Below are 11,872 nucleotides of genomic sequence, written 5' to 3' on the forward strand. Positions count from 1 at the left end.
GTTAGAACGGCCGCACGACCCCGACGCGCGGAATCAGGGTGACGACCCAGCCAAACATCGTCGTGCCGCGATCGTCTGACGGAATCAGCGGCACGTCCTTTGACGACGGCAGCATCTTCACCACGTGCAGTATCAAGAACATGCAGACCGCCCAGTTCGAAATCCAGCGCGAATAGTCGAACACGATCACGAACATCACGAGATAGCCGGCGCTGATCATAATAATCGCGGAGAGCACGATCCGGCGGTGCAGCTCGATTGCAAGCGCGCCGATCAGCCGGGCGAAATAGCGCCAGAGCGGCGTGTGCAGCCAGATCAACAGCCCGAACACCGGAACGCCCAGGATGTTCGAAGGCATGCGCGTCCAGGTGTCCGCAATTTCCTTCGACAGCGGCTGGTACCAGATGTAACCGAATGCCAGCAGGTCAGTCCGCGATGCATCGGCCATCCTGCTCCGCAGGTGACGGAGGAATTCGTCATAGGGCACGTCGACCGTGCCCGCGAATTGCGCCACCAGGAACAGGATGCCGACGGCTGCAAGCGCACCGATCCCGACAGCAACGTTACGCTGCGTCACGCCGTGCACCAGGTAGAAGCGCAGCAGCACGATCGCCGCGATGGTCGGCACGTACATCAGAAGATTGATGTGGTGGATCAGGATCAGCACGATCGAGAACAACGTCGCGACGATCACATAGGCGATCGAGCGCGCCGGGATCAGCAGCAGGATGATCGCCAGTGCGCAGCCATAGATGTCGAAATGGCCGAGCGTGTGCATGAAATTCTTCAGGAAGAACGGCGATCCCGCGGTGAACACGAATAGCGGCAATTGGGCGTCGCCGAGGCCAAATGTACGGCGGAACAATTTCAAGAACAGGCCGAGCGTGATGAGCCAGATCGCGCCGGCGAGCGCAAACACGAGCCACACCGGTACCTTGTCGGTGAACAGCGCGACGATGGCGCCGATCAGCGCGCGCTTGGTGAAGCCGTAATGATAGTCGACCAGCAGGTGGATGTAGGGGACGTAGGGCGGCAGCGCTATCTTGTGCAGCAATACCCCGAGCATGACGGCCGCATTGACGACCAGCATCAATCGCCAGGGGTTTTCCCAGACCCGCCAATTCAAATTCATCGTCGCCCCGGCCAAGCGGAGCGCGGGCCGGGACCCATAACCACCGGCTTGCGCTTTGCGAAGTCTGGGGCTGCTACCTGGTTCAACGATGGTCGCCGGCGGTTATGGGTCCCAGATCTTCGCAGGGACGACGATCTTAGCTGCAAAGCTTACAAAATGAACCGGCTGAGATCGGTGTTCTTGGCGAGATCGCCGACGTGCTTGGTCACGTAGTCGGCGTCGATGTTGATGGTCTCGCCGCTGCGGTCGGCGGCAGTGAAAGAGATGTCGTCCAGCACCCGCTCCATCACGGTCTGGAGCCGCCGCGCTCCGATGTTCTCGACAGTCGAATTGACGGCGACCGCGATATCCGCCAGTGCGTCGATGGCGCTATCGGTGACCTCGAGTGTCACGCCCTCGGTCTTCATCAAGGCGACGTACTGCTTGATCAGCGACGCCTCGGGTTCGGTCAGGATCCGGCGCATGTCGTCGCGGCTCAGCGCCTGCAGCTCGACGCGGATCGGCAGCCGGCCCTGCAGCTCCGGCAGCAGGTCGGAGGGCTTTGCGATATGGAATGCGCCCGAGGCGATGAACAGGATGTGATCGGTCTTCACGGCGCCATGCTTGGTCGAGACCGTGGTGCCCTCGATCAATGGCAGCAGGTCGCGCTGCACACCCTCGCGCGAGACGTCGCCGCCGACACGGTTCTCGCGCACGCAGATCTTGTCGATCTCGTCGAGGAAAACGATGCCGTTGTTCTCGACCGCGCTGATTGCGTCCATCACCACCTGGTCGGTGTCGAGCAGCTTGTCGGATTCCTCGTTGACGAGGATCTCGTGCGAGCCTTCGACCGTCAGCCGCCGCGTCTTGGTGCGGCCGCCCAACTTGCCGAAGATGTCGCCGAGCGAAACCGCGCCCATCTGGGCGCCCGGCATGCCGGGAATCTCGAACATCGGCAAGCCGGCGGACGACTGCGTCTCGATCTCGATTTCCTTGTCGTTGAGTTCTCCGGCGCGCAATTTCCTGCGGAACGACTCGCGTGTCGCCGCGCTCGATGCCGGGCCGACCAGCGCGTCCAGCACGCGCTCTTCGGCGGCGAGCTGGGCGCGGGCCTGCACGTCCTTGCGCTTGCGTTCGCGCACTTGCACGATCGCGACCTCGACAAGGTCGCGGATGATCTGCTCGACGTCGCGGCCGACATAGCCGACCTCGGTGAACTTGGTGGCCTCGACCTTGAGGAATGGCGCACTCGCGAGCTTGGCCAGCCGCCGCGCGATCTCGGTCTTGCCGACGCCGGTTGGCCCGATCATCAGGATGTTCTTGGGCAGAACCTCCTCACGGAGGGAACCAGCAAGCTGGAGCCGCCGCCAGCGATTGCGCAGGGCGATCGACACGGCGCGCTTGGCGTCGGCTTGGCCGACGATGAAGCGGTCAAGTTCGGAGACGATTTCGCGGGGGGAGAAGTCGGTCATGTGCTCTAGCTAGGTTGAAAAAACTCTGTCGGCAAGCGCTGTTCCGCGCCTGCGGCGTCAAGATCATCTGTCGCGGATCATCAATAGCGACGGTCCGTCCGGTGTATCGACCATCCCCACCTTATGAAAACCCGCCTTCTCATAGGCGCGGACCGCCCGCGCATTGACCGGATCGGGATCGGTCACCACGCGCGGCACCCTTTGCGCCAACCGCTCGTCGACGAATGCGCGGATCAGCGCCGAGCCGCGGCCGTGCCCGATCATGTCCGGTTCGCCGATGAAGAGATCGATGCCCCGGGTGCCCACTGGATGCGCACCGAAGCCTGTATTCCACGCCGTCAGCTCGTAGCACTGGATGTAGCCGATATCGCCGTCGCTGGTTGCGACGATGAACTGATCCATCGCCGGCTCGTCAAGGTCACCGCTGACCAGGGCATATTGCTCAGCCGGATCGCCCCACCACTCTCGGACATGCGACAAAGCTAGCCAGCGCTTGATCTGCGGCAGGTCGGTCGTTGTCATCGGGCGGAAGCGGTGCGGTTCGGCCATGCTCAGCCGCCCAATGACTCAATCGTCACGTTACGATTGGTGTAGACGCAGATGTCGGCGGCGATATCGAGCGCGCGGCGCACGATGGTTTCGGCGTCCTTGTCGGTGTCGATAAGGGCGCGGGCCGCCGCAAGCGCATAATTACCGCCGGAGCCGATCGCCATCACGCCGGTCTCGGGCTCCAGCACATCGCCGGTGCCGGTCAGGACCAACGAGACGTCCTTGTCGGCCACGATCATCATCGCTTCCAGCCGGCGCAGATAGCGGTCCGTGCGCCAGTCCTTGGCAAGTTCGACCGCCGCCCGGGTCAATTGCCCCGGATATTGCTCGAGCTTGCTCTCGAGCCGCTCGAACAGGGTGAAGGCATCGGCGGTGGCGCCGGCAAAGCCGCCGATCACGTCGCCTTTGCCGATCCGGCGGACCTTCTTGGCATTGGCCTTGATAACGGTCTGGCCGACCGAGACCTGGCCGTCGCCGCCGATCACGACTTTGCCGCCCTTGCGGACCGTACAGATCGTGGTGCCGTGCCAGACCGGCAGCTCATTTGGGGATGCTTGCATGGCGTACCTCTCGCTCGGCCAGATTTAAGGGTTGGCGGGCAGGGTTACAATCGCCGGATTTGGCGCCGATTTCCGGTCACCATGCCCGGAAGTCGGGCTTTTCGGCGTAGCGAAGGTGACATCAGCCTGTTAAAAGACCGGCGTTTTTCGGCACGGGAAAGTTCGTTTTCATGCGCACGGCAACCATCAAGCGCAAGACCAAGGAGACCGACATCGAGGTGACGGTCAACCTCGACGGGGCAGGCGTATCCACGGTTTCGACCGGGATCGGCTTCTTCGACCATATGCTTGACCTTCTCGCCCGGCACTCGCGCATCGACATCTTCGTCAAGGCGGATGGCGATCTGCATGTCGATCACCATCACACCACCGAAGACGTCGGCATCGCGCTCGGGCAGGCCGTCAAGCAGGCCCTCGGCAACATGGCCGGCATCACCCGCTATGCCTCGATCCACATGCCGATGGACGAGACCCTGTCGCGCGTCGTGATCGACATTTCCGGCCGTCCGGTACTTGTGTTCAGGGTCGATTTTCCGCGCGACAAGATCGGTCAGTTCGACAGCGAACTGGTGCGTGAATGGTTCAACGCGTTCGCGATGAATGCAGGCGTGACTCTCCACGTCGAGACCCTATATGGCGAGAACAGCCATCATATCGCCGAATCCTGCTTCAAGGGTTTGGCGAGGGCGCTTCGTACGGCGGTCGCGATCGATCCACGCGCCCAGGGCGAAGTGCCCTCGACGAAGGGTCAGCTCGGCGGCTGATTCTGAAGCATGATCCGGAAAAGGATAGCGGTTTTCCGGAGAGACCATGCTCAAACATGAGAGATTATTGCGGCGGAGTTCCCGATGCCGGTCTACACAGTGCATGCCCCCGTGGCGAACGGCGCCAATCTCGCGGCGACCGACCAGTTCACCTTCGTGCGCGACGGCTTTCATTTCTGGGCTGCGGTCGCGAGCGTGATATGGTTCGCCTGGCATCGCCTGTGGCTGGCGCTGATCGGCTGGATCCTGCTGACCGTTCTCATCGATGTCGGCCTCGCCAAGCTCGGCGTCGGCGCCGCCACGATCTTCTTCGTCGATTTGGTGTTGGCAATACTGATTGGGCTTGAGGCGGCGAGCCTGCAGCGTTGGACGCTATCGCGCGGCAGATGGCGCGAACTCGATATCGTCGTTGCCGACGACGAAGAAACTGCCGAACGGCGCTTCTTCGATCGGTGGGCCGCGCGACATCGCGGCATCGTCAATGACCAATGGTCGGTCGATCGCGGCGCGCCGCCGCCGACGCGGAGCGTTCCGGGCCAGCCGTTCTCGAAGCCACCGCCGCTGCCGCAGGGCGGCATTATCGGATTGTTTCCCGAACCAGGAGGAGGGTCGCGATGAGCGTTGCCATCATCGATTACGGCTCCGGCAATCTGCATTCGGCGGCCAAGGCCTTCGAGCGCGCCGCGCGCGGCATGGAGGATCCGCAGAGGATCATGGTAACGCGTGATCCCGACGCGGTGTATCGCGCCGACCGGATCGTGCTCCCCGGGGTCGGCGCCTTCGCCGATTGCCGCCGCGGCGTCGATGCGGTCAACGGGATGCTGGAAGCGCTGACCGAAGCGGTGCGCGTCAAGGCGCGGCCGTTCTTCGGTATCTGCGTCGGCATGCAGTTGATGGCGACGCGCGGCAAGGAGCATGTCGTCACCGACGGCTTCAACTGGATTGCAGGTGACGTCGAGAAGATCACGCCGCGTGACGAAGAGTTGAAGATTCCGCATATGGGCTGGAACACGCTCGATCTTGTCCGCGAGCATCCGGTGCTGGAACGGCTGCCTCTCGGGCCGAAGGGCCGCCATGCCTACTTCGTCCACTCCTATCACCTCAACGCCACCAACGAGGCCGACGTGCTGGCGCGCGCCGACTATGGCGGGCCGGTCACCGCGATCGTCAGCAAGGACACCGCGATCGGCACACAGTTTCACCCCGAGAAGAGTCAGCGCTTCGGGCTGGCGTTGATCTCAAACTTTCTGAAGTGGAAGCCGTGATCCTGTTTCCCGCGGTCGACCTGAAGAACGGCCAGTGCGTGCGCCTGGAGCAGGGCGACATGGCGCGCGCCACCGTGTTCAATCTCGATCCCGCCGCGCAGGCCCGCGCCTTCACTGCGCAGGGTTTTGAATATCTGCACGTCGTCGATCTCGATGGCGCATTTGCCGGCAAGCCGATGAACGCGCATGCGGTCGAAGCAATGCTCGAGGCCGTCAGCGTGCCGGTGCAGCTTGGCGGCGGCATCCGCGATCTCAAGACCATCGAGGCCTGGCTCGATAAGGGCATCACGCGCGTGATCATCGGCACCGCGGCGGTGCGCGATCCCGAACTCGTGAAGGGCGCGGCGAGGAAATTCCCCGGCCGCGTCGCGGTTGGCCTCGATGCGCGCGATGGCAAGGTCGCGGTCGAGGGCTGGGCCGAGACCTCACAAGTGACCGCGCTCGACATTGCGCAGCGATTCGAGGATGCCGGCGTCGCCGCGATCGTCTTCACCGACATTGCGCGTGACGGCCTGCTCAAGGGCCTCAACCTCGATGCGACGATTGCTCTGGCAGAGCGCGTTTCGATTCCAGTGATTGCCTCCGGCGGCTTCGCCTCGATTGAAGACGTCAAGGCGCTGCTTGAGCCGCGCGCCCGGAAACTCGCCGGCGCAATCGTTGGACGCGCCCTCTATGACGGACGGCTTGATCCCGCAGCGGCGCTTCAATTGATGCGCAACGCAGCCTAGAGCTTCGGTCCTGATTGAATCGAAACCGAAGCTCTGGATTCCTGTTTGGACGCGTTTTCGTCACGCGAACCGGTAAGCACTTCGCTCGAAAACGCTATAGGAGAAAGTCATGTTCAAGGTTCGCGTGATCCCCTGTCTCGACGTCAAGGACGGGCGCGTGGTCAAGGGGGTCAATTTCGTCGACCTGCGCGACGCCGGCGATCCCGTGGAGGCGGCGGTTGCCTATGACGCCGCCGGCGCCGACGAACTCACCTTTCTCGACATCACCGCCAGCCACGAGAACCGCGGCATCATGCTGGACGTGGTGCGGCGGACGGCGGAAGCCTGCTTCATGCCGCTGACCGTGGGCGGCGGGGTCCGCACGGTCGACGACATCAAGACCCTGCTGCGTTCAGGGGCCGACAAGGTCTCGATCAATTCTGCGGCAGTCAGCCGTCGCGAGTTCGTGAAGGAAGCGGCCGAGAAGTTTGGTGAGCAGTGCATCGTAGTCGCCATCGACGCCAAGCGGGTCAAGCGCGCCGCCGGGTCGGACCGCTGGGAAATCTTCACCCATGGCGGGCGCAATTCGACCGGGATCGACGCCATGGAATATGCCCAGGAAGTGGTCGCCCTCGGTGCCGGAGAAATCCTGCTGACCTCGATGGACCGCGACGGAACGCGCCAGGGCTTCGACCTGCCGCTGACCCGGGCGATTGCCGACAGTGTCTCCGTACCGGTCATCGCCTCGGGCGGCGTCGGCCATCTCGACCATCTGGTCGACGGCATCCGGGAGGGTCACGCCACCGCCGTGCTGGCCGCCTCGATCTTCCATTTTGGCGAATTTACCATCCGCCAAGCCAAGGAGCATATGGCGCGGGCCGGCCTGCCGATGCGCCTCGATCCCTAGCGCGCGGTCCGGAAAAGTGGAAACTCGTTTTCCGAGAAGACCACACTGAAACGGAGTGAGTGAGGACTCCTTGTCACAAAAATGCTAAGCCCCCACCTTGGGGATGGCGCCCAGCGGGTGCCGGAGCATGTGTCTGAGTTGAGTTGATGTCGCGTTTCACGGTCCATGATCTGGCCGCTACCATCGATGCCCGCGCTGCGACGGGCGGCGAGGCGTCCTATACCCGCAAGCTGCTTGACAAGGGCGCAGAGCATTGCGCGAAGAAGCTGGGCGAGGAGGCCATCGAAACGGTGATCGCCGCGATCGAGAACGATCGTGACCACCTCATCGCCGAGACTGCCGATCTCGTGTTTCACCTGCTGGTTCTGCTGAAGTCACGTGGCGTGAAGCTGGAAGACGTCGAGGCCGCGCTGGAGAAGCGCACGTCGATGTCCGGACTGGAAGAGAAGGCGTCGCGGAAGTGCGACTAGAGCATGATCGATTTGTTCGAAAGCATCATGCTCAAACAAAGGGCTGAAGCGCCTATCGCACTTCAGCGCATGTGATTGAGCGCATTGACAAGGGCAGGCTCATGGATTCCCGCGCACCGGATCAGCAATATAACCCATATCGCGTCTTCACACGCCAGCAGTGGTCACATCTGCGCGACGACACGCCGATGACGCTGGAGCCCGGTGAATTCGACCGCCTGCGCTCGATGCACGATCGCCTCGACTTGCAGGAGGTCGAGGACATCTATTTGCCGCTGTCGCGACTGCTGTCGATTTATATCGACGCGATGCAACGGCTCTATTACGCGCAGCGCCAGTTTTTAGCCATCCGCGACCGCAAGATGCCCTACATTATCGGCGTGGCCGGCTCGGTCGCCGTCGGCAAGTCCACCACGGCCCGCGTGCTTCAGGCGCTGCTTGCCCGCTGGTCGCCGCGGCCGAAGGTCGACCTGATTACGACGGACGGCTTTCTGTATCCGAACGCCGTGCTGGAACGGCAGGGTCTGATGCAGAAGAAGGGCTTTCCCGAAAGCTACGATCTGCCGACGTTGTTGGGGTTTCTCAGCGACATCAAGGCGGGCCGACGCCACGTGCGCGCACCGGTCTATTCGCATTTGACCTACGACATCGTGCCAAAGCAATGGGCCGAGATCGACCAGCCCGACATCCTGATCGTGGAGGGCGTCAACGTGCTGCAGACGGGGCGATTGCCGCGCGACGCCAAGGCCGTGCCGTTCGTCTCGGACTTCTTTGACTTCTCGGTCTATATCGATGCCGACGAGCCGGTGCTGCGGCAATGGTATGTCAAGCGCTTCCTGGCGCTGCGCGACACCGCATTCACCGATCCCAAATCCTACTTCCATCGCTACGCGCTCTTGTCGGACGAGGAAGCGATCGCGACCGCGACCGCGATCTGGGAGCGCACCAACCTCGCCAATCTCGAGGACAACATCCTGCCGACCCGTCCGCGGGCGACGCTGATCCTAAAAAAGGGCGCCGACCACGTGGTGGAGACAGTCGCTTTGCGGCGGTTGTAGCGCCGTCAAACTTCGCAGGAGGAGAAAAGGCATGACCGTGCCTACAATTCAGATCACGCCGCGAGGTGTCGCGACGCCGCCAGCGCGGCCAGCGCTTCTTCCAGCTTTTCGCGATCGAGCGGCTTGATCAGGAAGCCATCCATGCCGGCTTCGAAGCAGGCGTAGCGATCCTCGACCAGCGTGTTGGCGGTCAGCGCCAGGATCGGCGTCCGGCGGCCCGGCTGGCCGGCCTCGATGGCGCGGATCCGCCTGGTCGTTTCGATGCCGTTCAACCGCGGCATCTGGATGTCCATCAGGACGAGATCGTAGGGTGTGCCGGCGGACTTTGCCGACAACCAGGAGTCCATCGCCTGTTCGCCGTTGGTCGTGATGACGACATCGTGCCCAAGGCGGCTCAGCAGCGAACGCATCAAGAGTGCGTTGATCTCGTTGTCTTCGGCGACCAGGATCGAAAGGCCCTTGTTCGGGGGCGTGACAGGAGCCGCTTCGGTCGCGGTCCCGGCAAGAGCTTCGGTCGCGAGGCTTGGCGCGGTGATCGGGGCCGAGGCGGTCAGTCGCGCGGCAAGCGAGGCCGCGCGGAGCGGCTTGACCAGATAGCCAGTGAAGGTTGAGGCCGACTCGGCCGACAGCTCGTGCCGTGTTGCCGGCGTGAACATCACGATCCGATGGATCGCATGCGAGCGCGCAGCTTTGGTCAGCGCTTCCATCGCGGCGGTGCCGATTGCATGGTCGATCAGGATCGCATGCCAACTCCGCTCCGGCAGCAACGCACTGGCGGCCTCGGCCTCCGCCACCATGCAGGTCTGTGCGCCCCAGCGCTGTAGCCGCCGTGAGATCAGCGAGGTCTCGATACTCTGCGTCGCGACCAGCATGATCGACTTGTCAGACAGATCCGGCGCCGCGAAAGTCCTTGCTTCGCCGGCGGCGGCAAGCGGAATTGATACTTCGAACGTCGATCCTGAGCCTGGCGTGCTGGCCAGCGCGATCCGGCCGCCCATCCGCTTGACGATGCGATCACTGATGGCGAGGCCGAGGCCGGTGCCGCCATAGCTGCGCGCGATGCGCTCATCCGCCTGCTCGAATTCGCGGAAGATACGCTGCTGCGCCTCCGGCTCGATGCCGATGCCGGTGTCGCGGACCAGGAAGCTGATCTCGTTCGGCCCGATGCCGGGCTCCACGATCAGCGCCACTCCGCCGGTCGCCGTGAATTTGATGGCATTGCCGGCGAGATTGAGCAGCACCTGCCGCAGTCGCGCGGCGTCGCCGATCACCTGCATCGGCAGCCGCTCGTCGACATAGGCGGCAATTTCGATGCCCTTGGCCTGCGCGCGGGGCGCCAGCAGTTCCGTGATGTCTTCGATCAGGGTCGACAGCGCGAAGGTGCGGTGTTCGAGATCGATCTTGCCGGCCTCGATCTTGGAATAATCGAGCAGTTCTTCGATCAGCGACAGCAGCGCGTCGCCGGATGTCTTCACCGCCTTGACGTAGGTCGTCTGTTCCGGCGTCAGTGTCGTATCCATCAACAGCCCGCTCATGCCGATGATGCCGTTCAACGGAGTGCGGATCTCGTGGCTCGCCATCGCGAGGAAGCGCGACTTGGCGCGGTTGGCGGCGTCGGCCTGGTCGCGGGCCTCGGCGAGCGCGTGTTCGCTCTCGGTGCGGTCGGTGACGTCGCGGCCGACGCTCTGCATCTCCGCCGGCCCGCCGGCGTCGTTGCGGACGAGGCCCTCTCGCCAGGCGATCCAGCGCGGACCGACCGGCCCTTCGACCTTCTGGTCGTGGACGCGCGTGCCGTTGGCTTCAAGCGTGGTGCCGCCCTGTTCCAGAATCGTCAGCGCGGCGGCGCTGCCGATCAGTTCGCTGCCCGGCAGCCGCGCCAGTTCGCAATAGGCGTCGTTGGCATAGGTGATGCGGCCCTCGGCGTCGCGCAGCACGATCAGGTCGCCCTGGGCCTCGAACAGGTTGCGGACGCGCTGCTCCGCCTCCTGCAATTCCCAGTTGCGATCGGCCATCACTTCATTGTGGGCGGCGATCATACGCAGCTTTTTGCGAAGCAGCCGCAAGCGGATGCCGAGCGTCACGATCCAGAGGCAGGCGAGCGCGAACAGGAAGCTGACGCCGATTGCGAACGCTTGCGGGTCGTAGTCGCTCTTCTCCGAAAGCGCGCCCGAGATGAATCCGAAGGCGCCGCCGAACGCCGCGGAAAAGATCATGAAGGAGCGGATGATGAACGTGATCCAACGGTGGCGGCGCAGGAAACGACGAAGGCGCAATTTGATCCGCAAGAAACGCCCCATCGACGAAGACCCTGGGATTGTTTGATTTGATTTGCCCACGACAATGCGTCTGTCGTCTTGCAAAGTGCTTGACCTTGGTGAGGGTTTCGCGCGGCCCTGAGAACAGGGTTAGCGAAGGATTAATTGCGGTGCGCTCCGGAGCCGCAATGTGGCGTTAGCGCAAGACGAGAACCGGCTTTTCGAACCGATCAGAAAGTGATGCTGCTTCTAGGCGGCGATGTCCGCCGCGGGCGCCGACGATCAGGGCCGCGGCATCGCGTGCTGAAAACGTCTTCGACTGCACGAAGACACGGTAATCGGATGGGCTGCTATGCGACAGGTAGATGACCGGATCGGACGCCGACGGATTGCGGGAGATCGCGACGAGTTGCGGCACGGCGTTGTTCTCGCAACTGCCAGCCTCGGCATCGTCGATGTCGTCGATCACGGTGAAGTCGGCCGCTTCCGCGCTGTCGGCAATCTGGACCCGGACGGTGGCGAGGCTGGGATCGTCGGTGAAGCTGACGTGAAACTGGGCCTGCCATGGCACCGACGCGATCTGCACCGCAGCGCCGCCGACCTCGATGCAGGCCCGCGGGCCTGGCAGGAACTCAGCGCGGGCGAACACCGCAGCGATGGCCAACGGGACCACCGAAGCCAGGATCTTGAAACGCAACATGACACCACTCGCTCGACCCAAGCTCCGTGCACCACGGCGCTTATGGTTTGTGGA

Annotated in this window: 13 protein-coding genes; 7 read left to right on the top strand and 6 right to left on the bottom strand. The window is 63.2% G+C overall.

The window, feature by feature from the left end; translation table 11 throughout:
• Window position 1 precedes the first annotated feature (1 nt).
• The 4 genes from JQ553_RS04570 to hslV form a co-directional block, all read right to left on the bottom strand.
• Entirely contained in the window at window positions 2–1,132 is a 1,131-nt protein-coding gene (locus tag JQ553_RS04570; protein WP_409363025.1) for a hypothetical protein, read from the bottom strand.
• A gap of 149 nt (window positions 1,133–1,281) precedes the next feature.
• Window positions 1,282–2,583, bottom strand: coding sequence for an ATP-dependent protease ATPase subunit HslU (gene hslU / locus JQ553_RS04575; protein ID WP_212498660.1), 1,302 nt, complete (start codon window positions 2,581–2,583; stop codon window positions 1,282–1,284).
• A 63-nt stretch (window positions 2,584–2,646) separates the two neighbouring features.
• Window positions 2,647–3,132, bottom strand: coding sequence for a GNAT family N-acetyltransferase (locus JQ553_RS04580; RefSeq protein ID WP_212498661.1), 486 nt, complete (start codon window positions 3,130–3,132; stop codon window positions 2,647–2,649).
• A gap of 2 nt (window positions 3,133–3,134) precedes the next feature.
• Window positions 3,135–3,692, bottom strand: coding sequence for an ATP-dependent protease subunit HslV (gene hslV, locus JQ553_RS04585; protein WP_212498662.1), 558 nt, complete (start codon window positions 3,690–3,692; stop codon window positions 3,135–3,137).
• A gap of 170 nt (window positions 3,693–3,862) precedes the next feature.
• On the opposite strand from hslV, the gene hisB reads away from it, so the two are divergent.
• The 7 genes from hisB to coaA all read left to right on the top strand — a co-directional run bounded on the left by hisB (window position 3,863) and on the right by coaA (window position 8,863).
• Window positions 3,863–4,456 (top strand): imidazoleglycerol-phosphate dehydratase HisB, encoded by a 594-nt coding sequence (hisB, locus tag JQ553_RS04590; RefSeq protein WP_212498663.1) that lies wholly within the window; start codon window positions 3,863–3,865, stop codon window positions 4,454–4,456.
• Window positions 4,457–4,540: 84 nt separating this feature from the next.
• The gene (locus JQ553_RS04595; protein ID WP_212498664.1) at window positions 4,541–5,074 is read left to right on the top strand and encodes a DUF2628 domain-containing protein; all 534 of its coding nucleotides are present in this window, start codon (window positions 4,541–4,543) and stop codon (window positions 5,072–5,074) included.
• Window positions 5,071–5,721, top strand: a complete 651-nt coding sequence (hisH, locus tag JQ553_RS04600) for an imidazole glycerol phosphate synthase subunit HisH (protein ID WP_212498665.1) — start codon at window positions 5,071–5,073, stop codon at window positions 5,719–5,721. The genes JQ553_RS04595 and hisH overlap by 4 nt, the downstream gene beginning before the upstream one ends.
• Entirely contained in the window at window positions 5,718–6,449 is a 732-nt protein-coding gene (hisA, locus tag JQ553_RS04605) for a 1-(5-phosphoribosyl)-5-[(5-phosphoribosylamino)methylideneamino]imidazole-4-carboxamide isomerase (RefSeq protein ID WP_212498666.1), read from the top strand. The genes hisH and hisA overlap by 4 nt, the downstream gene beginning before the upstream one ends.
• 109 nt (window positions 6,450–6,558) lie before the next feature.
• Window positions 6,559–7,335: an imidazole glycerol phosphate synthase subunit HisF gene (gene hisF / locus JQ553_RS04610; RefSeq protein ID WP_212498667.1), complete on the top strand. Its 777-nt coding sequence runs from the start codon at window positions 6,559–6,561 to the stop codon at window positions 7,333–7,335.
• Between the two features lie 146 nt (window positions 7,336–7,481).
• Window positions 7,482–7,805, top strand: coding sequence for a phosphoribosyl-ATP diphosphatase (locus JQ553_RS04615; protein ID WP_212498668.1), 324 nt, complete (start codon window positions 7,482–7,484; stop codon window positions 7,803–7,805).
• 101 nt (window positions 7,806–7,906) lie between these two features.
• A complete protein-coding gene (gene coaA, locus JQ553_RS04620; RefSeq protein WP_212498669.1) occupies window positions 7,907–8,863 on the top strand; it encodes a type I pantothenate kinase in 957 nt (318 codons plus the stop codon).
• 53 nt (window positions 8,864–8,916) lie between these two features.
• Here the strand turns inward: coaA and JQ553_RS04625 are convergent, their stop codons facing one another.
• Both JQ553_RS04625 and JQ553_RS04630 read right to left on the bottom strand, forming a co-directional pair.
• Window positions 8,917–11,160, bottom strand: coding sequence for a PAS domain-containing hybrid sensor histidine kinase/response regulator (locus JQ553_RS04625; RefSeq protein WP_212498670.1), 2,244 nt, complete (start codon window positions 11,158–11,160; stop codon window positions 8,917–8,919).
• A 154-nt stretch (window positions 11,161–11,314) separates the two neighbouring features.
• Window positions 11,315–11,818, bottom strand: a complete 504-nt coding sequence (locus JQ553_RS04630) for a hypothetical protein (RefSeq protein WP_212498671.1) — start codon at window positions 11,816–11,818, stop codon at window positions 11,315–11,317.
• Window positions 11,819–11,872 lie beyond the last annotated feature (54 nt).

It is taken from the genome of Bradyrhizobium lablabi (assembly GCF_018131005.1).
GTDB classification, from domain to species: domain Bacteria; phylum Pseudomonadota; class Alphaproteobacteria; order Rhizobiales; family Xanthobacteraceae; genus Bradyrhizobium; species Bradyrhizobium lablabi_D.

What these genes read in the sequence shown, in the direction of transcription:
- hisH (WP_212498665.1), top strand. Translation starts at nt 5,071, where the DNA reads ATGAGCGTTGCCATCATCGATTACGGCTCCGGCAATCTGCATTCGGCG.
- JQ553_RS04580 (WP_212498661.1), bottom strand. Translation starts at nt 3,132, where the DNA reads ATGGCCGAACCGCACCGCTTCCGCCCGATGACAACGACCGACCTGCCG.
- hisB (WP_212498663.1), top strand. Translation starts at nt 3,863, where the DNA reads ATGCGCACGGCAACCATCAAGCGCAAGACCAAGGAGACCGACATCGAG.
- JQ553_RS04595 (WP_212498664.1), top strand. Translation starts at nt 4,541, where the DNA reads ATGCCGGTCTACACAGTGCATGCCCCCGTGGCGAACGGCGCCAATCTC.
- hslU (WP_212498660.1), bottom strand. Translation starts at nt 2,583, where the DNA reads ATGACCGACTTCTCCCCCCGCGAAATCGTCTCCGAACTTGACCGCTTC.
- JQ553_RS04625 (WP_212498670.1), bottom strand. Translation starts at nt 11,160, where the DNA reads ATGGGGCGTTTCTTGCGGATCAAATTGCGCCTTCGTCGTTTCCTGCGC.
- JQ553_RS04570 (WP_409363025.1), bottom strand. Translation starts at nt 1,132, where the DNA reads ATGAATTTGAATTGGCGGGTCTGGGAAAACCCCTGGCGATTGATGCTG.
- coaA (WP_212498669.1), top strand. Translation starts at nt 7,907, where the DNA reads ATGGATTCCCGCGCACCGGATCAGCAATATAACCCATATCGCGTCTTC.
- JQ553_RS04630 (WP_212498671.1), bottom strand. Translation starts at nt 11,818, where the DNA reads ATGTTGCGTTTCAAGATCCTGGCTTCGGTGGTCCCGTTGGCCATCGCT.
- JQ553_RS04615 (WP_212498668.1), top strand. Translation starts at nt 7,482, where the DNA reads ATGTCGCGTTTCACGGTCCATGATCTGGCCGCTACCATCGATGCCCGC.
- hisF (WP_212498667.1), top strand. Translation starts at nt 6,559, where the DNA reads ATGTTCAAGGTTCGCGTGATCCCCTGTCTCGACGTCAAGGACGGGCGC.
- hslV (WP_212498662.1), bottom strand. Translation starts at nt 3,692, where the DNA reads ATGCAAGCATCCCCAAATGAGCTGCCGGTCTGGCACGGCACCACGATC.